This window comes from Microcystis sp. LE19-41.2A, assembly GCF_027530405.1.
GTDB lineage: Bacteria > Cyanobacteriota > Cyanobacteriia > Cyanobacteriales > Microcystaceae > Microcystis > Microcystis aeruginosa.
On record NZ_JAPZQJ010000282.1, the window covers coordinates 23,220 to 48,699 of the forward strand.

The 25,480-nt window shown below is 39.3% G+C and carries 8 protein-coding genes; 7 read left to right on the forward strand and 1 reads right to left on the reverse strand.

Features of this window, described 5'->3' with window-relative positions; all coding sequences use genetic code 11:
* Nucleotides 1–87: 87 nt before the first annotated feature.
* The 6 genes from O9290_RS12015 (at nt 88) to O9290_RS12040 (ending at nt 23,269) form a co-directional block, all read left to right on the forward strand.
* Complete coding sequence (locus O9290_RS12015) at nt 88–10,551, forward strand: non-ribosomal peptide synthetase/type I polyketide synthase (RefSeq protein WP_288087096.1); 10,464 nt, start codon at nt 88–90, stop codon at nt 10,549–10,551.
* 31 nt (nt 10,552–10,582) lie between these two features.
* Nucleotides 10,583–11,338 (forward strand): aspartate/glutamate racemase family protein, encoded by a 756-nt coding sequence (locus O9290_RS12020; protein WP_288056011.1) that lies wholly within the window; start codon nt 10,583–10,585, stop codon nt 11,336–11,338.
* 131 nt (nt 11,339–11,469) lie between these two features.
* The gene (locus tag O9290_RS12025) at nt 11,470–19,365 is read left to right on the forward strand and encodes a type I polyketide synthase (RefSeq protein WP_288056013.1); all 7,896 of its coding nucleotides are present in this window, start codon (nt 11,470–11,472) and stop codon (nt 19,363–19,365) included.
* A gap of 82 nt (nt 19,366–19,447) precedes the next feature.
* Entirely contained in the window at nt 19,448–21,205 is a 1,758-nt protein-coding gene (locus O9290_RS12030) for an ABC transporter ATP-binding protein/permease (RefSeq protein WP_287692352.1), read from the forward strand.
* 68 nt (nt 21,206–21,273) lie between these two features.
* The gene (locus O9290_RS12035) at nt 21,274–22,257 is read left to right on the forward strand and encodes a hydroxyacid dehydrogenase (RefSeq protein WP_288031938.1); all 984 of its coding nucleotides are present in this window, start codon (nt 21,274–21,276) and stop codon (nt 22,255–22,257) included.
* A gap of 76 nt (nt 22,258–22,333) precedes the next feature.
* Nucleotides 22,334–23,269 carry a class I SAM-dependent methyltransferase gene (locus O9290_RS12040; RefSeq protein WP_288056015.1) on the forward strand — a complete coding sequence of 312 codons (936 nt, stop codon included), beginning with the start codon at nt 22,334–22,336 and terminating at the stop codon, nt 23,267–23,269.
* A 764-nt stretch (nt 23,270–24,033) separates the two neighbouring features.
* On the opposite strand, the gene dnaN is transcribed toward O9290_RS12040, so the two are convergent.
* Entirely contained in the window at nt 24,034–25,182 is a 1,149-nt protein-coding gene (gene dnaN, locus O9290_RS12045) for a DNA polymerase III subunit beta (protein ID WP_002761694.1), read from the reverse strand.
* Between the two features lie 91 nt (nt 25,183–25,273).
* On the opposite strand from dnaN, the gene O9290_RS12050 reads away from it, so the two are divergent.
* The coding region (locus O9290_RS12050; protein ID WP_288087098.1) for a helix-turn-helix domain-containing protein at nt 25,274–25,480 on the forward strand (207 nt) is incomplete at its 3' end.

A 25,480-nucleotide genomic window follows, 5' to 3' on the forward strand; every position in this document is an offset into this window, starting at 1 on the left:
TTAAATTTGGGTTTATATTTACTGATAGCACAGCATCCTAATTTATGTTTAACGGCTTATAAACTTAGAAATTATAGAGAATAGGGCATGGTTGAGAGTATAGATTACAAAAAATTAATGGCAACGACCTTAAGCAAAATGGAGGTAATGCAAGCTCGTATCAATGAATTAGAGACGAGACAAAGTGAAGCTATTGCGGTGGTTGGGATGGCTTGTCGTTTTCCTGGAGGTATTAATTCCCCAGAAAAATATTGGAGTTTTTGTCAAGCCGGGCTTGATGCTATAGTAGAAGTTCCTAAAAGCCGTTGGGATATCTCAAAACTGTATTCTCAAGAACCAACTTTAGGAAAAATGAACACCGCTTATGGTGGATTTCTTCAAGAGAATATCACAGAATTTGATGCCCGTTTCTTTTCGATCTCAGCAAGAGAAGCATCCTCCATGGATCCTCAACAAAGGTTACTCTTAGAAGTTGCTTGGGAAGCGTTAGAAAATGCCAATTTACCTCTGAAAAATTTAGCCGATAATAAGGTAGGGGTATTTGTGGGGATTACTAGCATTGATCATGCTCTGAAGGTTTACGGCACAAACTATGATCAAATTGACTCTTTTTTTGGCACCGGCAATGCTCTAAGCGCAGCCGCCGGAAGGCTATCTTATTTTCTCAATCTTCACGGTCCTTGTCTCTCGATTGATGCAGCCTGTGCATCCTCATTAGTAGCCGTCCATCAGGGGATTCGTAGCCTGAGAAATCGTGAATGTGAACTCGCTTTAGTGGGTGGGGTAAACCTCATTTTAGAACCCGCAATTACGATTAGTCTTTCTCAGTCGGGAATGATGTCCCCCGATGGGCGTTGCAAAACCTTCGATGCCTCTGCTAACGGATATGTGCGAGGGGAAGGCTGTGGGGTTTTAATCTTAAAAACTTTATCAGAAGCCCAGAAAAACGGGGATCACATTCTTGCCCTGTTGCGAGGTTCGGCGGTGAATCATAATGGGGCTGCTGCCGGTTTAACCGTACCCAGTGGACCCGCCCAGCAAGAATTGCTCCGTCAAGCTCTAGCTGATGCCAGAATAGTCCCTGAAGATGTCAGCTACATAGAAGCTCATGGCACAGGCACTTCTTTAGGAGATCCCATCGAATTGAATGCCATTGCCTCAGTTTATGGAAAGCGCTCCGACCCCCTTTATGTCGCCTCAGTCAAAACCAATATCGGTCATCTTGAAGCCGCAGCTGGCATGGCTGGAATAATCAAAACAATTCTGATTCTTCAACAGGGTGAAATCCCCTCCCATCTTCACTTCCAAAGCCCTAATCCTCTGATTAATTGGGAAGATCATCCTATTAAAATTCCTACTCAAAATATACCTTGGCCGAATAACAATAAAGTCCCTATAGCTGGGGTAAGTTCTTTTGGTTTTTCAGGCACAAATGCCCATGTCATTGTTCAACAGGCACCCGTCAGCAAAATCTCAGAAATTCAACAACAAATTCCCAGTCATCTCTTAACCCTTTCAGCCCACAACAAAACCGCTTTAAAAGAATTAGCCACACGCTTCCATACCCTCCTAGAATCTCATCCTGAAATTGGAGATATTTGTTATAGTGCAGCTGTCGGAAGGATAGATTTACCTGAACGTTTAGCCATTGTTGGCGATACTTGTCCAGAATTACAACAAAGATTAACCGCTTTTGCTGAAGAAAACCCGCTTGATGATTTGACTTTTTATCAACGTTTTACATCGGAAAAATCCCCTAAAATTGTTTTTCTTTTTACAGGGCAAGGGGCTTGTTATCCTGGCATGGGACATCAACTCTATCAAACTCAGCCGACATTTCGTCAATATATTGATCAATGTGCCGAAATATTAGCGAAGTATTTAGACCATCCTTTAACTGAAATATTATTTGGTGAACAGACCGATTTACTCAATCAAACTGCTTACGCTCAACCGGCTATATTCGCCCTAGAATATTCCCTAACAATGCTATGGAAATCTTGGGGAATTACCCCCAGTTTACTGATTGGCCATAGTGTGGGAGAATATGTAGCAGCTTGTATCGCAGGAGTATTTAGCTTAGAAGCTGGACTCGCCTTAGTTGTCAAACGGGGGCAATTAATGCAAACCACGACCTCTGGGAAAATGGCTTCAATTTTTGCTGATGAAGAGACAGTAATTTCCCTAATTAAAAATTATACTCAAACAGTTTCAATAGCTGCCATTAATCACCCTCAACAGATTGTTATTGCTGGAGAAAGTGCCAGCCTTGAGGAAGTTATTAGCACCTGCAAAAAGCAAAAAATTCCCGCTCAATATCTCCCCGTTACTCAGGCTTTTCATTCCCCTTTAATGGAGCCAATTTTAAAAGAATTTGAAAAAGAGGCTCGTCAAATTTCTTATCAACGCCCCCAAATTCTCTTACTTTCAGGACTTGATGGAGAGGTTTTAGAAAATGCACCAGATGCCACTTACTGGAGCAAACAATGCCGAGAACCAGTAAGATTTTTGTCGAGTTTAATAACCGCTTTCAACAAGGGATATAACCTATTTTTAGAAGTGGGACCAAGACCAATACTAGCAGAACAAGGTCGTCGTTATAAAGATGAGTTCATCTGGTTAAGTTCCCTCAATCGTGGCTTAGATAACTGGCAGACAATTCTTTCAGCCTTGGGACAACTCTACCTAAATGGCGCACCTTTCAATCCAGAACAATTCAATCGAAATTATGGCTATAAAAAAGTCAGATTGCCGAACTATCCCTTTCAAAGGAAACCTTTCCAATTTCAGCCTAATCCTCGAACAGAAAATCAGAGCATTGACAAAATATTCCTAGACGCACAAACCTCTAACCTTACCGATACCGAAACCACAGTTTTCAATATGCAAAAACATCAACAGGAAATCCGTAATCAATTAAAATCAATTTTGGCTTTACTTCTGAAAGAAGATGAGAACGAACTGCCGGAGGATGAGACATTACTAAACTTAGGAGCAGACTCAATTATCTTGACTGACTTTTCTCGCAAAATTGAAGAAAAATTTCAAGTCAAAGTGAAAATAGATCAACTCTTTACCGATTTACAAACTCTTGTTGATATCGCCGAATACCTCTGCCAATTTGTCAAAGAAAAACCCTTAGAAAATGCTTCAGAAATAACAGCTAAAGTTATCGATGACGAGACAGAATTAAGCAATTATCTGCAAGTCATTGATCAATTGCAACCCATCGCTACAGCCTATATCATCAAGGCTTTAGAGTCCTTAGGGAAAAAACTTAATCAAGGGGAACAATGGACAATAGAAACCCTAAGACAAACCTTACCTGTTGCCCCCAAATATCACATTTTGCTCAATCGTTATTTGCAGGATTTAGAGCAAGCTAATATTCTTCACAATCAAGGGAATATTTGGACTGTCAAAAACTTGCCTGAGTCTTTTTCCTTGCCCCAAGCCCTACAAAAGCTAGAAAAAACTTGTCCATCTGCAAAACCTGAATTAGAAATGTTGCAACGCTGCGGCGAAAATTTAGCAGAAGTTCTCAAGGGAAATATGGACCCCTTGACATTAATTTTCCCAGAAGGTTCCGTTGCTCATGCAGAAAGTATTTATGGCAATTCTCCCGTATCTCGATTGATGAATCAACGAGTTGCCCAAGCTATTAACCAGATTTTAACGAACTTTTCTAATAGTGATCGCCCCTATCAAATTCTCGAAATAGGAGGAGGAACTGGTGCCACTTCAGAAGCAATTCTTCACCACTTAAACCTCGATCATGTCACTTATTCTTTTAGCGAAGTTTCTCCCTTCTTACTGCATCAAGCTAGGCAAAAATTTCAGAAAAAATATAACCTAAACTTTCATCAACTAGACATTGAAAAGTCCCCCATTTCTCAGGGGATACCTGCCCATAATTATCATATTGTTGTCGCCGCTAACGTCCTTCATGCGACCCGAAATATTACAGAAACTCTAACCCATATTCGGGAACTTCTGCGCCCCGGCGGTTACTTAGTTCTCCTCGAAACCGTAGAAAATAACTCATGGCTGAATTTAACCTTTGGATTAACCCCCGGATGGTGGCGCTTTCAGGATCAAGAATTACGCTCAGACACTCCCTTATTAAGGGGTGAAAATTGGTGTTCCGTTTTAAAAAGTTGTGGGTTTGCTACGGCGAATAGTTTCTCTAAACAAAACAATATTCCCATTAACAATGGCCAAGAATTAATTCTTGCTTGTGTGCCAGATGAACCCCTCTCAATTCCTGCAAGGACTAAGCTTACTGTCTCCGGTGAAAGCTCCGGTAAAGAAGCCTTAATGATGGCTCAATTACAATCTTTAAAAGACCTAAAAGACCTCCATGAGAAAACCATTATCAAGCAATTAGAAGTTCTTCAAACTGCCACCGTCTCCCCCAGTATAGCCCCCGAAATATTAACGAATCAGACTCAAATCATTCCTGCCCAAAGCTCTAAAATAGAAACTTACCCGCCGGTTTCTCAAGAGAAGCCCAAATCTCCTGAGAAACCTAGTTCTCCCAATTTAAACCCCTTAGCCTTAAAGCTCACTGAGAACAAATCCTTAACCGAACAACAACAAGCCTTTATTCAAAATTTACAGAGTATTTATAACCAGAAAACCGCCAAATCAAAAGCCTATTCACAAAATAGCCGTAAGACAATGGTAGATGTTAAACCGACCATTGACTTCCGCATGGCCTTAAAAGAATTTCAATATCCGATTGTTTCAGAATCCGCTCAAGGGGCTTATTTTAAGGACATTGATGGCAATAATTACATTGACTTAGCTATGGGGTTTGGGGTTAACTTTTTTGGGCATAGTCCTGATTTTGTCATTGAAGCAGTTCAAGAACAAATGAATCGAGGAATAGGCTTAGGAATGCAGTCAAATCTGGCCGCCGAAACCGCCGCTTTAATTAGTGAAATGGGCCGAGTCGAAAGAGTCGCTTTTAGTAATACGGGAACCGAGGCGATTATGGCGGCTGTTCGCATTGCTCGCTCCCGGACAAAACGTCAAAAAATCGTTATGTTTGCCGGCTCCTATCATGGAACTTTTGACGGCATCTTAGCACGAGTAGGAGAAGATAAAACCACTGCTCAACCCTTAAGTCTAGGCACCCCTTTAGGAATGGTTGAAGACGTAATAGTCTTGAGTTATGGAGTTGAAGAAAGCCTCGATATTATTGCTACTCATGCTGATGATTTAGCCGCCGTATTAGTCGAACCAGTTCAAAGTCGCAAACCCGATTTACAGCCTCAAGAATTTCTGCAAAAACTACGACAAATAACCCATAAAAAAGGAATCACACTCATTTTTGATGAAATTATTACCGGCTTTCGGATTGCTCCGGGAGGAGCGCAAGAATGGTTCAATGTTGAAGCTGATATAGTCATTTATGGTAAGGCCATTGGAGGAGGTTTACCAATTAGTATGATCTGCGGTAAAGCAGATTTCTTAGATACCGTTGACGGCGGTTTCTGGCAATACGGAGATGACTCTCATCCGCAAACCGAGTTAACCGCTTTTGGGGGAACTTTTTGTCGTCATCCTTTAGCCCTTGCTGCTTGTCGTGCTGTGCTGTTACATCTTCGGGAAAACAGCCCAACGATTCAAGAAAAAGTGAATCAATTAACTCATCGATTAGCCACCCAAGTCAATCAATTCTTTCAAGAAATAGGCATTCCGATTCGGGTTGTTAATTTTGGGTCTTTATTCCGCTTTGAACCCTTTGGAGCTTATAGTATCTTTTTACAACCCATCGAATTACCCCTCTTTTATTACCTATTAAATCTTAAAGGAATCTACACATGGGAAAAACGAGTTTGTTTTCTCTCCACCTGCCATACTAATGAAGATATAGACAAAGTTATAGTAGCCGTCAAAGAAGCGATTACGCAATTGCAGCAAGCCGGTTTTTTTGCTGATGCTAAACGCCCCCAAGTCAAGAAAGAAGAAAAAAAGCCGCTTTCTGAAGATGAAGATGGTAGGGGACATTTACCATCTTTAAATCAATCCTTTCCCACCAGTGAAGCTCAACGTCAGCTTTGGTTATTAGCTGAATTAGACCGTAATGCTTCAGCATCCTATAACGTCACAACATCTCTAGAATTACGAGGTTCTTTAGATGTTTACATTTTAGAAAAAACGATTAATCAAGTTATTAATCGCCATGAAGCTTTGCGAACCCAAATTATAGAACAAGGAGAATTACAGGAAGTTGTCAATCAAGTTAAAATTAAATTAAACTTCATTGATTTGAAGGATGAAGATAATCCCGAAGCGACGGCCTTAGCGTTAAGATCTCAGTTTTCCCAAAAACCCTTTGACTTGTCGATTGCTCCCTTATTTGCTGTGATTTTAATGCGCTTAAAACCTGACCATTATCTGCTGTCTTTAAAAACTCATCATATTGTGGCAGATGGTTGGTCACTAGGATTAATTTTGCAGGAAATTGGTCAACTTTATTCATCCCAAAATAACACAACTAAAGAGGTTCTCACACCACCGATGCAGTTTCGGCAATATTTAACTTTGCGAGCGCAAGAGACGCAAAGTCCACAAATGTTAGAGCATCGGGATTTTTGGTTGAAAACCTATCAGGAAGATCTCCCAACCTTTGAGCTTCCCACCGATTTTCCCCGTCCCGCCGTTAAAACCTACACTGGCGGACAAGAAAGTCAAGTCATTCCCTCGGAAGTTGGGCAAAATTTGCAGAAAGTAGGACGCAAAAATAAAGCTACATTATTTATGACGATGTTCGCCGCTTATACTGCTTTTTTGCGTCGAATTTCTGGTCATAAGGATTTAGTCATTGGTATTCCTATTTCTGGGCGACAAATAGAAGGCAGTGACAACTTAGTAGGCTTTTGTTCTCAATTTTTACCCCTGCGGATACAAGTCGATGCTACCACCTCTTTTATTGAACATTTACAACATACTAAACAAACCCTGATCGACGCTTTTCGCCATCAGAGTTATACTTTAGAGGATTTATTAGCAGCTTTACAATTACCTAGAGATTTTTCTCGTTCTCCTCTCATTTCTGTATCTTTTAACATGGATCCTAGTTTAACTCTGCCTGAGTTTAAAGACTTAAAAGTATCCTTGCCACCGTCACCAATTAGTTACACCCCTTTTGATCTAGGATTTAACTTAATTGAACTTAATGATAACCTCATTATTTACTGCAATTACAATACAGAACTATTTAAAAAAGAGACAATTAAACAATTTCTTGAAAGCTTTGAAATTTTGCTGAGGGGAATCATTGACGATGCTAATCATCTCCTTTATCAGTTACCTTTATTAACCCCAGTCCAACAAGAGAAGTTACTCAGACAATTAACGGGAAAAACTCGCAAACTCCCAGAAAAAGCCACCATCATTGATGACTTTGTAGCTCAAGTTAAATTAACCCCTAATGCTCCCGCCTTAATTGCGGGAAAAATTAGCCTTAGCTATCAAGAATTAAATGAAAAAGTCAATCGTCTTACTCATTATTTACAGCAGGAATATCAGCTAGGTGTAGGAAAAGTGATTGGGGTCATGCTCCAGCGTAATCACAACTTAATCATCGGGATTCTGGCTACCTTTAAAACTGGAGCGACTTACGTTCCTATAGACTCTCAATATCCTAACAGTCGCATTGAGTTTATTTTAAAAGATAGTGGCTGTCATGTTTGCCTAACGGAGAGTAATTTTATCTCTAAGTTACCTGAAAAAATGGAAAAAATTTGCTTAGATAAAATTGATCCTATTGTTGAAAAATATGACAAAGATGAGCCTAAAATATTTCGCAATTATAGCCAAACCGCCTATATTTTTTACACTTCAGGTTCAACTGGTAATCCTAAAGGAGTCATGGGCCGTCACATCTCAATTTTGAATGTTATTCAAAGCTTACGACTTACCTTTGATTTAGATAAACATCCTGAATGGCGCTATATTTTCACAGCTGCTGTTACTCATGATCCATCTATTCGTAATATTTTTCTCCCCTTAACCATAGGTGCATCCCTATATATGTACGAAATAAAATATATAGGACATTTGGTTTCTTTCCTACAGGAAAATCAAATTAATGCCCTACACACCACCCCCTCTATCTATCGAGAAATCTTGGGGCTACTTGAACCAGGAGAAACCATTTCCAGCTTAAAATATATCTCGGTAGGAGGGGAAAAATTAGATCGGGAAACTGCCTTAGCTTTGCGGAAACGTTTTCCAGCAGAAATTATTAGCAATGTTTACGGATCTACAGAAACTTGTGTAGGAGTATCCCAGTATGAAATCAAGGAAAACTTAGACAGCGAAATCCCCCTCGGTCAAGTTTTCCATAACAATCGCTTAGGGGTTCTTGATGAATTTAATAATCCCGTTCCCCTCCATGTAATCGGCGAAATTTGTGTAGAAGGTGCCGCCCTAGCATCGGGTTATCATAACCAACCCGAAATGACTCAAGAAAAATTTAAACCTAGCTTTCTTGATGAGACACAAACTCTCTTTAGAACCGGCGATTTAGGCAAGCAAACTGCTCCGGGTATCATTGAGTTTATGGGACGAAAAGATAATCAAGTTAAGGTCAATGGTTATCGAATTGACCCCGGAGAAATTGAATATCAATTGACTCGTTATGCTCCCATTGAAAGAGCGATTGTTTTACCCGTTCAAGTTAATAATCAAACTCAATTATCTGCTTACTGTCAAACAGACAAAACTCTAGAAATTGCTGAGATTCGAGAATTACTTGCCAAATTTTTACCAGTTTATATGATTCCGAGTTACTTTATTTTTTTAAAGCAATTCCCCTTAACTCGACATGGGAAACTTGACCTGCACTCCCTGAGAGAACTCAGAGAAACTGGTAAATCTCTGGTGAATTCTAATTATGTTGCACCCCGGAATTATTTAGAATCCAATCTCGTTAGTATCTGGGAAAAAATTCTCTCTAAACATCCTATCGGTATTTTTGATAACTTCTTTGAAATTGGCGGTCATTCTCTACTCTTATCAAGGGTTGTAACCCGGGTTCATAAAGAACTAAATGTATCCGTAAAATTGGCTGACTTCTTTAAAGTTCCAACCATTGCTGGATTGGCGACTTTAATCTCCCAGACTCAATACAATTATCAAGAACCCATTTCGGCAATTCCCCCCCAAAAATCCTATCCGATGTCTCATGGTCAGCGTCGTCTTTGGGCTTTAGAATTTCTAGCTCAAAATCATAATGCTTACGGAATGCCCAGTGCTTATCAATTCAAGGGCAATCTCAATATTGATGCTTTTGAAAATGCCTTTCAACAGTTAATTCAACGCCATGAAATTTTGCGAACCACCTTTACTTTAATCAATAATCAACCCCGTCAAGTTGTCCATAATCAAATGAACTTTGTCATTAAACAAATAGACCTGACAGCTTATGTTAGCACAGAACAAGAAAACTTGATCGAAGAAGCGATCAGCCATAATGCCAAAACGACTTTTGATTTAGAAGTCGGACCGTTACTTAAAGTTAACTTACTTAAACTAAGCCAAGAGAATTACATCGTCTTGTTTAATATGCACCATATCATTTCTGATGGTTGGTCAGCCGGGGTTTTAATTAAAGATTTCCTCAGCCATTATCACGCCTATGGACAAGAAAATTCCCAATTAATGCCCCCTCTCAGAATTCATTATAAAGACTATACTTCTTGGCAAGAAAGTCAATTAGAAACCTCGAAACTTCAAGATCAACGGGATTACTGGTTAGCTAAATTAACTCCTGTCCCTGTGCGTCTTAACTTACCTGTTGATTATCCGCGCCCACCTGTTAAAAGTTTTCAAGGAAATACAATTACATGGCAACCTGAACCCGAATTGATCGATACTTTTGAGAAGTTAATTAAAGCACAAGAAGCCAGTTTATTTATGGGTTTAGTTAGTTTGGTTAAGAGTTTTCTATTCCGTTATACTGAGCAAAATGAAATTACAATCGGCTCTGCTATCGCCGGCAGAAATCATCCTGATTTAGAAGATCAAATCGGATTTTATGTTAACACTCTCGTCCTGCGGGATCAGATAGCAGATCACGACAGTTTTACGGATGTCCTTAGCAAAGTAAAAACCACCACTTTAGAGGCTTATGATAATCAAGACTATCCCTTTGATCAGATAGTATCTGATTTGAATTTACAACGAGATCCTAGCCGGAATGCTCTCTTTGATGTGGCAATTGTCCTGCAAAATAATCAAAATATAGATCTGGCATTGAACGGAATTACAGTTAACTCCATTGACCCCAAAATGATGACCGCTAAATTTGATTTAGAATTTATCTTTGTTGAGGAAGAAGAACTTTATCTCAAGCTAATCTACAACACAGATATATTTATCCATGAGCGAATTTTATTGCTCATAGATTTGTTCAAAAACTGGCTAGAGCAAGTTTTAAAATTTGCCCATGAACCTTTGATCAACTTATCCTTAGCTTCCTCAGAAAATCTTATTCAAGAGGGGCAGGATCTGTTCACAGAAGATTTTAATTTTTAGTCAACAGCAATTATACGAGCAGGAGATTTTAATGAAGACAAAACTACCGATTCTTGGCGTTTTAGGGGGTATGGGACCAGTGGTTACCGCCGAATTTCTTAAGTCGATTTATGAATATAATCCTTTTATTGATCAGGAACAAGAATCCCCTAATGTCATCGTTTTTTCTTTTCCCTCTGCACCCGATCGCACAGGTTCTATTGATAGTGGAAAAGAAAGAGAATTTATTGATTTTATCCAAGTCAATCTGGAACATCTCAATAAACTGGCTGATTGCATAGTCATTGGCTGTTGTACGGCTCATTATGCTCTACCCCAGATCTCCGAAAATCTGAAGGATAAACTTCTTTCCTTAATTAAAATAGCGGATCAAGAACTCCAAGAATATAATGAACCTACCCTTTTACTTGCTAGTACAGGGACTTACCAGAAAAAATTATTTCAGGAAGGCTGCACCACCGCAGATCTGATTATTTCTCTCTCAGAAAGCGATCAAAAGTTGATTCATGAAATGATCTATAAAGTGCTAAAAAGAGGACACGATCCGTTAAGTATTCTTAGGGATATAGAAGCATTATTAGAGAAATATAACACTCGCTCCTATATTTCTGGGTGTACCGAATTTCATCTCTTAACAAAATCTCTCAAACTCAAAGGAATTGACTCCATTAAAGCGATCGATCCTTTAAGTACCATCGCTCAAAACTTTTCTCAGTTAATCATCAAACAAGCTCAGGTAGACCGAGGGACCGACTGCCATCAACCTTCAACCCCAAAAAGCCCTTGACCATCGCAGCCCTAGGAGGTACAATTCAAACTTGAATTGGCCACTTCTGACTTTTAACTTGCGCGTAGCGATATACTGATTCATAGGGTTTTCGAGATTGGTTCTATTTTTGATCAAGAGGTGTAAAAAAAGTGTCTAAGCATTCAATCAGTTTTGGAGGACAATTGGAAGATAATTGGCGGACTCTGTCAGAAGTCTTAGAAACTGCCACTAAACATAATAATCATGGAATTACTTATATCAAAAATGACGCAACTGAATATTTTCAGAGTTATCAAGACTTATATCAAGATGCTCTGGTTATTTTAAATGGACTGGAACAAAAAGGAATAAAATTAGGGCATAAAGTCATTCTACAAATTGCCAAAAATCAAGACTTTATTCCCGCACTCTGGGCTTGTTTTTTAGGGGGAATTATTCCAGTTCCTTTGACCGTTGCTCCTAGCTATGATCTGGAAAATTCTGCCGTCAAAAAACTAGAGAATGTTTGGAAAATTTTAGACAATCCTTTGATATTATCCGATAGTGAACTAATTACTGAAATTGAAAAATTAGGAACTTCCTCTCATCTAGAAGGGTGGCAAGTTATCTCAGTTAATGAACTCAGAAAAGCCCCCTCTAAAGTCCATCAATTGCCGATTCTTGATCCACAAGTTCCAGCCTTATTACTCTTTACTTCGGGTAGTACAGGTATGCCCAAGGGAGTAATATTAACTCATCATAATATTCTGTCCATGACTGCTGGTACAGTGGCAATGAACCACTTTACCCAACAAGAAGTTACCCTTAATTGGATGCCCTTAGATCATGTAGGAGCTATCGTATTTTTAGGAATTATGGCGGTAGATTTGGCTTGTCATCAAATTCATGTTCCGATGGAATTAGTCCTACGCCAACCCCTCCAATGGTTAGAACTCATTCAAAAGCATCAAGTAAGCATTTCTTGGTCCCCTAACTTTGCATTTTCCTTAATTAATCAACAGGCAGAAGAACTTAAGCACGCCTCTTATAACCTCTCCTCAATGAAATTTTTAGTGAATGCTGGCGAGCAAGTTTCAGTAAAAACGATTCGCCTATTCTTAGAAATTCTTGAAAAACATCAACTACGGGAGAGAGCGATTAAACCAGCTTTTGGCATGACTGAATCCTGTTCTGGGATTACTTGGTCAGCCGGTTTAAGTAAAAATGAACTCACCGAAGAAAATAGTTTTGTCTCTCTAGGAAAGCCGATTCCTGGAGCAACTATCCGGATAGTCGATCAGGAAAATAATCCTTTACCTGAAAGAGAAATTGGAAAGCTTCAAATTCAAGGTAATTCTGTTACTAAAGGATATTACAATAATACTGAACTCAACCAGGAAGTTTTTCAAGAAGGGTGGTTTACTACGGGAGATTTGGGGTATTTATTTAAGGGCGAACTCTTTATTACTGGGCGAGAAAAACAAGAAATTATAATTAATGGTGTTAATTACTTTGCCCATGAACTTGAAACAACAATCGAAGAATTAGAAGGGGTTAAAGTATCTTATACAGCCGCCTTTGCCGTCTTTGATCAAAGTCGAGAAACTGACTTATTAATTATTACTTTTAGCCCAGAATCTGATCAATTTGAACACTGGATAAAAGTTGTTAGAAAAATTCGCAGTCATTTGACCCAAAAATTCGGAATTGCTCCAGCTTATGTCATTCCCTTAGAAAGAAATTTAGTTCCTAAAACCTCTATTGGCAAAGTTCAAAAATCCAAATTAAAAAAGGATTTTGAACAGGGATTATTTAGCAGCCGTATCCAAGAAATAGATCAATATTTAGCAAAAGAGCGTCAGAAAAATCAAACCTTACCTCAATCAGAAAATGAACGTCAAATAGCAGCAGTTTGGAGTGAAGTTTTACAGTTAACCTCAGTTGGTTTAGAGGATAACTTCTTTGAACTAGGGGGACATTCTATACACTTAATCCGAGTTCAAAATGAACTTGAAAAACTTTTTAACCGTCAGCTATCCCTTGCTGAAATGTTTAAAAATCCTACCGTTGCCACCCTAGCCCGTTGCTTAAGCGAAGAATCAAATACCACTCAAGTTATAGCACAAAAAAGCCGTCAACGTGCCGAAAATCGGACCCGTCGCCATAATGAAACCCATGACATTGCAATTATTGGTATGGCGGGGCAATTCCCGGGAGCTAAAAATTTAACAACCTTCTGGGAAAATTTAAAAAATGGAATCGAAACTATCTCTTTCTTTTCGGAAGAAGAATTACAAGAATCGGGAGTGTCTCCAGAACTCTCGAATCAGCCTAATTATGTTAGAGCTAGACCAATTCTCGAGCAAGTTGAATACTTTGACAGCGAATTTTTTGGCTATACAGATAGAGAGGCAGAATTACTAGACCCTCAGCAACGTTTACTTCTTGAATGTAGTTGGGAATGTTTAGAAAACGCCGGTTATAATCCCAGTAATTATCAAGGATCAATTGGTATATTTGCTGGCGCAAGTATGAACACCTATTTGATCAATAATTGTTATCCTAATCGGGGTCAATTAGATAGTAATGACGAGTTACAACCCTTCACACTAGATTCAACGGGAGGGTTTCAAACAATGGTAGCTAATGACAAAGACTATTTAACAACGCGAATTTCTTATAAACTAAACTTACACGGCCCAAGCGTTAATGTTCAAACTGCTTGCTCTACTGGATTAGTTGTAGTTCATCTCGCTTGTCAGAGTCTAATTAGTGGAGAAAGTGACATGGCTCTAGCTGGAGCTGCTTCAATTAATTCTCCTCAAAAAATTGGTTACTTATATCAAGAAGGACTGATCATGTCTCCTGATGGTCATTGTCGCGCCTTTGATGCGGAAGCAAAAGGGACTATTTTTGGCAGTGGAGTAGGAGTAATTCTGCTCAAAAGATTGTCAGATGCTTTAGCCGATCATGACCATATTTATGCAGTTATTAAAGGCTCTGCTATTAATAATGATGGTGGCCAAAAATTAGGATTTACTGCGCCTGGTGGAGAGGGTCAAATTGCTGCCGCTACGGAAGCCCTAGCCTTTGCCGGTGTTGATGCTAATACAATTAGTTTTGTGGAAGCTCATGGCACAGGAACCCCCCTTGGAGATCCCATTGAAGTTGATGCTTTAGCTAAAGTTTATCAGGGTGCAAATGAGGGAGAATGTGCTTTAGGTTCAGTAAAAACCAATATCGGACATATGCAGATTGCTTCCGGTATTGCCGGTTTAATTAAAGCGACTTTAGCCCTCAAATATAGAGTTATTCCGCCTACATTACATTTCCAAAATCCTAACCCTCAAATTAATTTTTCTCAGACTCCTTTTTATATTAATAATGAAGCTATTTCTTGGACTACTAAGCAAGACAAGGACGAAAAATTACCCCGACGGGCAGGGGTAAACTCTTTAGGTATTGGCGGGGTTAATGCTCATGTTATTCTAGAAGAAGCTCCTCCCATTATTCCTCAAGACAATCAGAGCAAACGTCCCTATCATTTGCTCACCCTTTCCGCTCGAACCGAACCGGCTTTGAAAGAGTTAGTAAGTCGCTACATAGACTTTTTAGAAAGTCAACCTGAAAAGGATATGTCTGATGTAGTATTTACGGCAAATACAGGCCGAGTTCATTTCTCAAATCGTTTAGCCTTAACTGGCTATAAAAACAGTGATTTTATTGAACAATTACGTCAGTTCAAGCAACTAGATTATCAGTCAACTATTCATGGTATAGCTGATGAAAAAAGACCGCCTAAAATTGCCTTTTTATTTACAGGACAAGGGTCTCAATATGCAGGGATGGCTCATCAACTCTATCAGACTCAACCCACCTTTAGAAAAACTTTAGACGCAGGGGAAAACTACTATCAAAAACTAACGAGTAAATCCCTGCTAAACGTCGTATTTGCTGATACAGATGACCCCTTAAACCAAACCGCTTATACCCAACCGGCACTATTTCTGATTGAAGTTGCTCTCGCTCAATTATGGCATTCTTGGGGAATTCAACCAGCCGCCATTTTAGGGCATAGTTTAGGAGAATATTCTGCTGCTTGTTTTGCTGGCGTTTTTGATCTTGAAAGTGGCTTAAAACTGGTCACCCATCGAGGCAACTTGATGGGGCAATTACCCCAAAATCAAGGGGAAATGGCCGCTATTTTTCTCGATAAGAACTCAGTTATTGAGCAGTGCCAAAGCCAAGGCATAAAAATCGCTATTGCTGCCATTAACGCGGAACAACATACCGTTATTTCTGGAGAAAAAAGCGTAATTCAAGAACTCTGTAACCATTTCACTAATGCCGGGGTGAAAGTTCGTCAACTCAAAGTTTCCCATGCTTTTCACTCCCCTTTAGTAGAGCCAATGGTTGCAGAATTTAAAACGATTCTTCAAGAGATTTCTTTCAGTCAACCTCAAATTTCTCTGGTCTCTAACCTAACAGGAGAAATTGCTGATGACAGCATTATGACTCCTCAGTATTGGCTTCAACATTTACTAAATACGGTACAATTTCATCCAGGGGCTTTATTCCTACAATCTCTCGGATGTGATACCTTTATTGAAATTGGACCTCAACCTATTCTCTCAGGAATTGTTCAATCATCCCTATCTTCATCTGAACCTCTAACTCTACCCAGTTTACGCTCAGGATTTTCTGATTGGCAAGTTTTATTAGAAAGTCTGGGCAAACTTTATGTTCGCGGTGCAAAGATAGACTGGTTTAGTTTTGATCAAGACTATCATCCTAGACGATGTGCTTTACCTACTTATCCCTTTCAAAAACGTCAACACTGGATTCCTTTAAAAACCCCATCTGCAACTGTTCCACAGGAATCTAATCTAGTCAAAATGTTATCTGAAAAGGACAAAAATACTTTGATGCAAACCCTCTTAGAAACAGGTCATTATTCTGAAGATGAAAAACCAACAATATCCGCCATTGTTCAACAGTTGATTAAACTCTATTATCAGGAAAAAGAGGACTTTAATTTTGCCAAATTACTTTATCAAGTAGCTTGGCTTCCCTGGGATTTAGCCAACGGTAAGCTACAAAATTTGACCCCCCTTAAAACTGATTTAGAGGTTTACTTAGAACCCCAATTACACTCCTCAGAATTGATGGGAGTTTCTCGCGCTTTTTCCGAAATGGAAAAACTGGCAGCTGACTTTGTTGTTAAAGCTCTGAAAGATTTAGAACTCTTTCAAATGAATACCTTTCTTGATCCTGATCAAAGTTTTATTCAAGCTGAACTTAAACAAGAATATAAATCTTTCTGGAATCATCTTCTAGAAATATTAGCGAAAGTCGGCATTTTAGAAAAGCAAAATACCCTATGGAAAATTGTTAAAGAACCCGAACAGTCTAATCCTGATTTAGCGGTAGAGGATTTAATCAATCATTATCCTAATGCTCAAATAGAACTCAATCTATTTCGACAAGTTGCCACAAATTTAGCAGCCATTATTACGGGAAAAATATCTCCTTTATCTATCCTATTTTCTCAAGATGGACAAGGAGGAGCCAGCGAGTTTTATAAAAATACATCTTCGGCAAAAATTCTCAATCTGGGTATCTCTAAAACCGTTGAACTTCTCCTCTCAAGTTATGCCCCCTCAGCTTCCATCCGCATTCTCGAAATTGGCGCGGGAACTGGAGCTACAACCCAACAGGTTCTTAAAGCTTGTAAGTCTCGTCAAATTACCTACACATTCACTGATGTTTCCCCCTTCTTTCTAGAGAAAGCTAGAGATAATTTGGCTGAATTTTCTGGACTAGAATACAAAGTACTCGATATTGAAAAAGAGCCGAAATTACAAGGGTTTTGCTGTTATTCTTATGACTTGATTATCGCGGCTAATGTCTTACACTCTACCGCCAATTTACAAGAGGAAACCTTGCCTCATATTCAAAGTTTACTACGTCCAGGCGGTCATTTATTACTGTTAGAATTAACTCAGCAATCTCCCTGGATTGATTTAATCTTTGGTGTGACTCAAGGTTGGTGGCGTTTTAGCGATTATCATTTGCGCCCAAATCATCCTATAATTACAGCATCGACTTGGGAATCTATTCTGCTTAAATCGGGGTTTTCTCAGGTAGAATTTGTTTCTCCTGATCAAAAAATAGGTACTGCTTTATTTCAGCAAAGTATTATTCTGGCTCAAAGTTTAGAAATCTCCCCTAACACCGCTAAAAACTGGCTAATTTTTACTGATATTGAACCCCAGCAAAATACTTTTGTCTTAGGGATTCAAGAGCAACTACTGAAAAAGTGTGATTCCTGTCGGATAATTTATCAAGGGGAGAAAAATACACAAATATCATCTTCTGAGTCTTGTTTGAATGCTAATCAACTACAACAATTAGAGGAATGGTTTGCGTCCAATCCATCTCCAGATCGGATTATTTATCTTTTGAATAGTGATGGCAAAGAGCAACCAGAATCCATTTTATTGAATCGCTGTAACTATCTTTTAAATCTTCTCAAAGCTATTCAAACAATCCCTAATCCCCCTCAATTATTCCTTGTCACTCAGGGCGCCCAACCCTTTGAATTAGAACAGCCTTCTTTAGGGTTTCAGTCTCCTCTTTGGGCAATGGGGCGTGTTATTGCCCTAGAAAATCCGCAATTATGGGGAGGTATGCTGGATCTTGATCCCGACGTTGATATTAATCAAAATATTACCGCATTACTATTAGGATTAACTCATGCTCACGATGAGGATCATTTGGTCTTCCGCAAAGGTCAAGGCTATATTGCTCGTCTGCTTCCTCTCAAGTCTCTAGAGACAAAAACCGTTAAGATTCAACCTGAGGCTACCTACCTAATTACGGGAGGAATAGGACATCTAGGCTTAGAATTGGCGGAACATTTAGTCAATTTAGGAGCAAAACATCTCATTTTAACGACACGCCGCTCATTACCGGCTCGCTTCCTGTGGGATTCAGCAACCGAATTAGCCCAAATATCAGAAAAAATCAGAAAATTAGAGGCAAAAGGAGCATCAATCGAAGTTATTTCGGCAGACGTTGGCAATTTTGAGGCTATGCAGGCCATATTTACCCAGATTGAAAAAACCGCTTATCCCTTGCGTGGCATTTTCCATCTTGCTGGAATCTCAGGCCGACAAGCTCAATTAAAAGACTGTACTTTGCAGGATCTCGAAGCAGTTTTTCAGGCAAAAGTTAAGGGTTCTTGGAATTTACATCAACTATCTTTGGGTACTCAATTAGACTATTTTGTGCTGTTTTCTTCGGCGGGTGCAATTTGGGGGGCAAAGGAACAAGGCTTATATGATACTGTTAGTCATTGGCTGGATGCTTTGGCTCATTTCCGTCATCTTCAAGGGCTTCCTGCAACGGCTTTAAATTGGGCATTATTGGCGGGTAATGGTATAGTGTCTCAAGACTATGAGGACTGGCTCAAACAGATTGGGATCAGGGAAATTGCTCCCGATATGGCCTTGAGGGTGATGGATGCTATTATGGCTTCTAATCAAACACAAGTTTTAATCGCTGATGTGGATTGGGTTCGTTTCAAAAATATCTATCAATTTAAAGGCGAGAAACCACTCCTAAAAAATTTAGGACTCTCAGAAATTCCCATTAAGTCTGTTCAAGAATCAGACTCTGTACTGCATCTTTTAGAGGATATTCCTTTAGGAGAACGTCGGGAATATTTGTTAGAATATGTTAGCAAACAAGTCAGAATTATTTTAGGGATTAAATCTATGCCAGATTCAGAACAAGGATTGATAGAAATGGGGATTGATTCCTTATCCTCTATTGAATTGAAAAATCGTTTAGAGAAAGGATTAGAAGTTCTCTTACCAACTTCTTTAATCTTTGACTTTCCTAATATTAGACGCTTAGTTGATTATCTGTTTGACCGTATTTTCGGTGAAAAAGTTCAAAAAACAGCCGAGAAGATGATTAACTTCACTGAAGTCCAGCAGGAGATTAGTGAGGATTTAATCTTACAAGAACTTACTGATTTGGAGGCTTTTTTAGGAGATTAAATAATCCTAAGCCTTGAAGTTAGAAAGCTTGAAGTTAAAAAAAATTCAAGGCATTTCCTAAAAGTTACCCTATATTCAAACTATGCAAACTCCATTTTTTCAACAAGAAACCGTTAAAAGTTCTCATCAATTTTTTGATAATTTGAAATTGATTGCCGCTCCTTACTGGTATCCAACCGATCCTAAAGGAAGGACATTTTCAGAGGTAATAAGTTCATGGGGAATGCTGTTTCTCCTTGTTTTAGTAATTGTTGGACTGGTGGCCTCTAATGCAGTTAATAGCTTCGTTAATCGCTATTTGGTTGATGTCATTATTCAAGATAAAAATGCCTCTAAGTTTATGACAAGTTTATTACTTTATGGCTTAGGATTACTTTTAATTACCCTGTTTACTGCATTTTCTAAATTTGTTAAAAAAAGAATTATTCTGGATTGGTATGAATGGCTAAATCAGCAGGTTGTTACCCAATATTTGAGCCATCGCGCTTATTACAAAATTAATTTTAGATCCGATGTGGATAATCCGGATCAAAGGATAGCCCAAGAAATAGAACCCATTGCTAGAAATGCTGTTAATTTTGGAGCTATTTTATTAGAAAAAGTCTTAGAAATGACTACTTTTTTAGTAATTCTTTTCTCAATTTCCCGACTAGCCGCCTTGATTCTAGTGGCTTATACAATTATCGGCAACCTAATTGCTGTTTCTTTAAGTCGAGAATTAGATAAGATTAGTCAAGAAGAATTGGAATCCAAAGCTAATTACACCTACACTTTAACTCATGTTCGGAATCATGCTGAATCTATTGCCTTTTTTCAAGGCGAAAATCAAGAGTTGAAAATCATTCAACGTCGATTTAATAATCTCGTCAGAAATTCTCTCAGTAAGATTGATTGGGAGAGAAATCAAGACATTTTTAGTCGAAGTTATCGCTCAGTTATTCAAATATTTCCCTTTGTCGTCTTTGCTCCAGCCTATATTCGGGGGGAAATTGATTTCGGACAAGTTAATCAGGCTATCATTGCTTGCAGTATGTTTGCTAATGGTTTTTCTGAGTTAATCCTTGAATTTGGTTCTTTGGGCAGATTTTCCAGTTATGTTGAGCGTCTATCTGAATTTTCGTCTGCCTTAGAAGAAATGGACCGACAACCCAAGGATGCTAGTACCATTAAAACCCTTGAACAAAATGAGATCGAGTTTGAGGATGTTACTTTACAAACACCGGATTATGAAAAGGTAATTGTTCAACATTTATCCCTATCTATCGAACCAGGCGAAGGTTTATTAATTGTCGGACCGAGTGGACGAGGTAAAAGTTCTCTATTAAGAGCTATTGCTGGCTTATGGAATGCAGGAACTGGTTGTTTAAAACGACCTCCCTTAGAAGAATTTCTCTTTTTACCTCAACGTCCTTATATTATTTTAGGAACTCTAAGAGAACAGTTACTTTATCCTAAAACAACCCGTGAAATGACCGATGGAGAACTTGAATCCGTTTTACAACAAGTTAATCTTCAAAATATAGCCACAAAAGTTCATGGCTTTGATGCGGAAGTTCCCTGGGAAAATATATTATCTTTAGGAGAACAACAACGCCTTGCTTTTGCCCGATTGTTAGTAACCCATCCCCGCTATGTAATCTTAGATGAAGCCACAAGTGCTTTAGATTTGAACAACGAACAAACCTTATATCACCAGTTACAAAAAGCACAGACAACTTTTATTAGCGTAGGTCATCGAGAAAGTTTATTTAAGTATCATCAATGGGTCTTAGAACTTTTAGAGGATTCTAGTTGGCGACTTGTTTCCATAGATGATTATCGAGCCTCAAAATCTCTGTAACTGTTTCATTGCTAAAACTCAATTTAGGAAAAATTACGATGACTACTACTTCACCAAAAACTCTGACTATGGATATTCAAAAACACAGGGTTCTTTTAATCGGAAAAATGTATGATGAAGCGGGGCAAAAACTTCTTGAAGAATCTACTAATATAGAGATTTTGTCCAACCCTACACTGGATAAAATTAATGAGGCCATTCAAGAAGTATCTGGCGTATTTGTGCGTTATCCTAATAAGTTAGAGGCTTCATCAATCCGATTAGCAAAACAATTAAAAGTAATTAGTACCTCTGGATTTGGCACAGATTCTATTGATATTATGGCAGCAACAGAACAGGGGGTTATCGTTGTTAATAATCCCGGAATGTCAACTACAGCTGTAGCAGAACACACCTTATCTATGATTTTAGCCCTTGCCAAAAAGCTCCCTTTTTTAGATCATTGTGTGAAAAAGGGTAACTATTTAATTCGCAATCAGATGCAACCGATTCAACTCGAAAACAAGACCCTTGGTATTGTAGGTTTAGGAAGAATTGGTACTCTGGTGGCTCACAAATGTAACCTAGCACTGGGGATGAGAGTATTAGCTTATGATCCCTATGTTCCAGCCAGCAAAGCGGAGACAGTAGGAGCAACTTTGGTCAAAGATTTAGATGTTCTTCTGGCTGAATCGGACTTTGTTTCTTTGCATACTGAACTAACAAGTGAAACGCGGGAAATGTTTAATATCTCAGTTTTTAAAAAGATGAAACCAACAGCTTTTTTAATTAATACCTCCCGGGGAAAAGTCGTTTGTGAAAAGGATTTAGGGATCGCCCTTAATCAAAAATTGATAGCTGGATGCGCCCTCGATGTCTTTGAACCAGAACCGCCGGCTTTAGATAATCCTTTATATAATTTTGAGAATGTCATTCTCTCACCTCATTTAGCCGGAGTAACCCCTGAAGCGAGTCTAGCGGCTGCTGTTTCGGCGGCGAATCAAATATTACAAGTGCTTCAGGGAGAGAAGCCTCCTTATATGATTAATCCGGAGGTGTGGAATCTTTTTTAAAGCATCTAGAGAATCTCAGGGATTCGGTTAATTAAAAATGGCAATATTTCTGCAAAATCCTTAGGAGGATAATAATTTGGAAAACATCGGCAAAATTCCCCTCAAAGATGAATGGCGTAATCGCTGGGCAACCATCAAACAATTTATCCTTAATCCAGCTCGAGAAATGGCGTTTTTGCAAGATCAGTTTCAAGTTTCTGAACTGTATACTAATATAGCGAAACGCGATCCTCATCTTCATGATCCTAATTTTCCCCAATGGCTTAATTTTGGTTATTGGCAAGAAGAAACAACTTATAACGAAGCTTGTGCCGCTTTAGCGCGTAAATTAGCCGAAGTAGCCGAACTTAAAGCCGGAGATCACCTTTTGGATGTGGGTTTCGGTTTTGCTGAACAGGATTTACTCTGGGTAAGAGAAAACAATGTTGGCTCAATTATCGGTCTAAATACAACCGAGTTACAAGTAGAAATTGCTCAAGAAAGAGTAGCTAAAGCAGGTTTATCGGACAGGATAAAACTTCAAGTCGGCTCGGCTACTCAAATACCTTTTCCTGAGAATTCTTTTGATAAGTTGACCGCTTTAGAATGTGCTTTTCATTTTGACACTCGTGAGGATTTTTTCGCGGAAGCTTTTCGAGTTTTGCAGCCCGGTGGAAGGTTGGCTATAGCGGATTGTTTGCCTAGAGTGGGTCGAGAAATTAACTTCTGGCTGCGGGTTAATAGTAAGAAAATGTGTATTCCCTTTGCTAATCAATACGACCGACATACTTATGTAGAAAAACTCAAAAAGCATGGATTTGTTAATATCCAAGCTTTATCTATTAGTGAATATGTTTGGCCGGCAATGGTTCATTATTTTGCCCAGATTAGCCAAGGAATTAGTAAGCATGATTTAGTTATCGATCTCCAGAAAGATAACCCAGGACTTGAAGCTTGGTCAAGAAATCGGGGTTGGTTTATGGCGTTTGATGATTATCTTTTGTTTTCGGCAGAAAAGCCTAAATTAAACTGAGTTCGGTTTAAGCAGATTGAGGTAAAACCCAGTCCATCGGTAGGGAGGACTTCTTGTTAGCGATCGCCTATTAATCAAGGAGTTGAGAATCTAGAATTGGCCAAGGTTTTCTAACAGTCTCTTCTATAGCGTTATCCCGAACGCAGGTTAAGCTAGAAATCGCTAGTCACCCCCCAGATGTAGGGCTGATTCATTCTCTCTTATGTCATTCTCTCAACTCCTTATCTGGCAACGTTTTTAGTCGATTTCTCGGAAATACATAGGGTTTGCGGCAAAAAGTTTTTCGTGGTAGGGTGTGGGGTGTGGGGTTTTACCCATTTTCAGGTGGTCAATTACCTAATTTTCAGGGAAAAAGTCCAGGGATTTTCCCCCCAATCACTCCAATGGTCGGCACTTTTTGAGGGAAAAAAAATCTAACAACCTTATCCAACAAGGTTGTTAGATTTATTCAGCAAGCCCTACATAGCTGAAAATTTGTCAAAACGTCGTGCTTTGTAGGTTGATTCATGAATCAACCCTACCCTGCCCTAGGGTCGTTTCATTCTCTCAAATGTCATTCTCTCAAGTCCTTATCTGGCAACGTTTTTAGTCGATTTCTCGAAATACATAGCTGAAAATTTTTAAAAACGTCGTGCTTTGCTTACCTCATAAGCGATTAAAGGTAGCAAAAAAAGAATTAGATTCGGAGAATGAATCAGCCCTAGGGGCCGGGGGGGTCTTATCTCTTGCCTCGTCTCAACAAGCAATTTAAATGCGCGGACAGCTTACTGACGAATTTGTACCGGCATCACCAAATAGGTCATCTTTAAACCTCCCAAGGGGGTAAAAATAACCGGTTGGGTACTAGCATTTAACTGCATTTGGATATCATTATTAGGTAAAGCCTTCAAACCGTCCATCAAATATTTAACATTAAAGGCAATATCGCCACTTTCTCCCTGAATTTCCGCCGCCATGGACTCTTTGGCACTACCTAAATCGGGAGATTCCACCGCTAGGGATAAACGGTCATTTTCGCTATCGAGGCTAAACTTGACTAAATTATTCTTTTGGTCCGATAAAACCGCCACTAATTCCAAACAACGGATTAATTGTTTGCGGTCTAAAACCAAAGAGCGCTCGAAGGATTTAGGAATTAACTGATTATAAGTGGGATAGGCCCCTTCTAACTTACGACTGGTTAACCTCTGTTCCCCCATTTCAAAGATGACTTGAGAATCATCCACATGCAGAGTAATAGTCTCGATATTTTGTTTTGTTGACATCATTCTTTCCAATTCTCGCAGGGCCCGGGCCGGAATGGTGACATTAAAGCCACCAGAGGCACTTTCCACCTCCTCTAGGGGAGTTTGTACCACCGCTAAACGATGACCGTCTGTAGCGGCAAATTCTAGACAATCGACGGTTTTAGTTAAATGCACCCCCGTCAACACCTGTTTAGTTTCATCGCCACTAGCGGCAAACAATGCACCTTTTAGTCCCTCTGTCAAGGCAACTACAGGTAAATTAACAATTTCCCCATCGGCCACCGTGGGCAATTCTGGGAACTCATCGGCTTTCATGCCGCGAATTTGGAACTGTGCCGAGGCAGTTTTCAGGAAAGCGAGACTATGCTCCTCATCATTCTCGTTTTCTTCCACAGAGATGGTGATTTCCCCCTCTCCCAAACGAGAGACAATATCGTTAAGCAATTTTGCCGGCAGGGTAATTTTGCCCCCTTCCACCACCTCGGCCCGAAAACTGGTGCGAATCCCTAAACTCAAATCAAAAGCAGTCAGGCTAATTTCGCCCTTTTCCTCATCGGCACAAAAGAGAACATTTCCCAACACCGGATGGGTAGGACGACTGGCAACGGCCCGACTAACTAGGGATAAATTGCTGTTGAGTTCGCTTTGACTACTGGTAAATTTCATCGAAAATTTTGGGTCTGAAACCCCGTCGTTCTACGACGGCTTTACTGTTAAATATTAGCACATTTACGAAATATATGCTAAAATGTGAGACATGGAAAAAGCCTACTCGTTTCGATTTTACCCCACACCAACACAAGAGTCGCTATTGCGGCGCACATTGGGCTGTGTAAGATTAGTTTACAACAAAGCTCTCCACGAACGAACACAAGCATGGTACGAAAAGCAAGAAAGAGTAGGCTACGCTCAAACTTCTTCAATGTTGACCGATTGGAAAAAACAAGAAGAATTAGACTTTTTA

Excerpts from the sequence above, each read along its gene's own strand:
- O9290_RS12015 (WP_288087096.1), top strand. The coding sequence starts at position 88 with ATGGTTGAGAGTATAGATTACAAAAAATTAATGGCAACGACCTTAAGC.
- O9290_RS12020 (WP_288056011.1), top strand. The coding sequence starts at position 10,583 with ATGAAGACAAAACTACCGATTCTTGGCGTTTTAGGGGGTATGGGACCA.
- O9290_RS12030 (WP_287692352.1), top strand. The coding sequence starts at position 19,448 with ATGCAAACTCCATTTTTTCAACAAGAAACCGTTAAAAGTTCTCATCAA.
- O9290_RS12035 (WP_288031938.1), top strand. The coding sequence starts at position 21,274 with ATGGATATTCAAAAACACAGGGTTCTTTTAATCGGAAAAATGTATGAT.
- dnaN (WP_002761694.1), bottom strand. The coding sequence starts at position 25,182 with ATGAAATTTACCAGTAGTCAAAGCGAACTCAACAGCAATTTATCCCTA.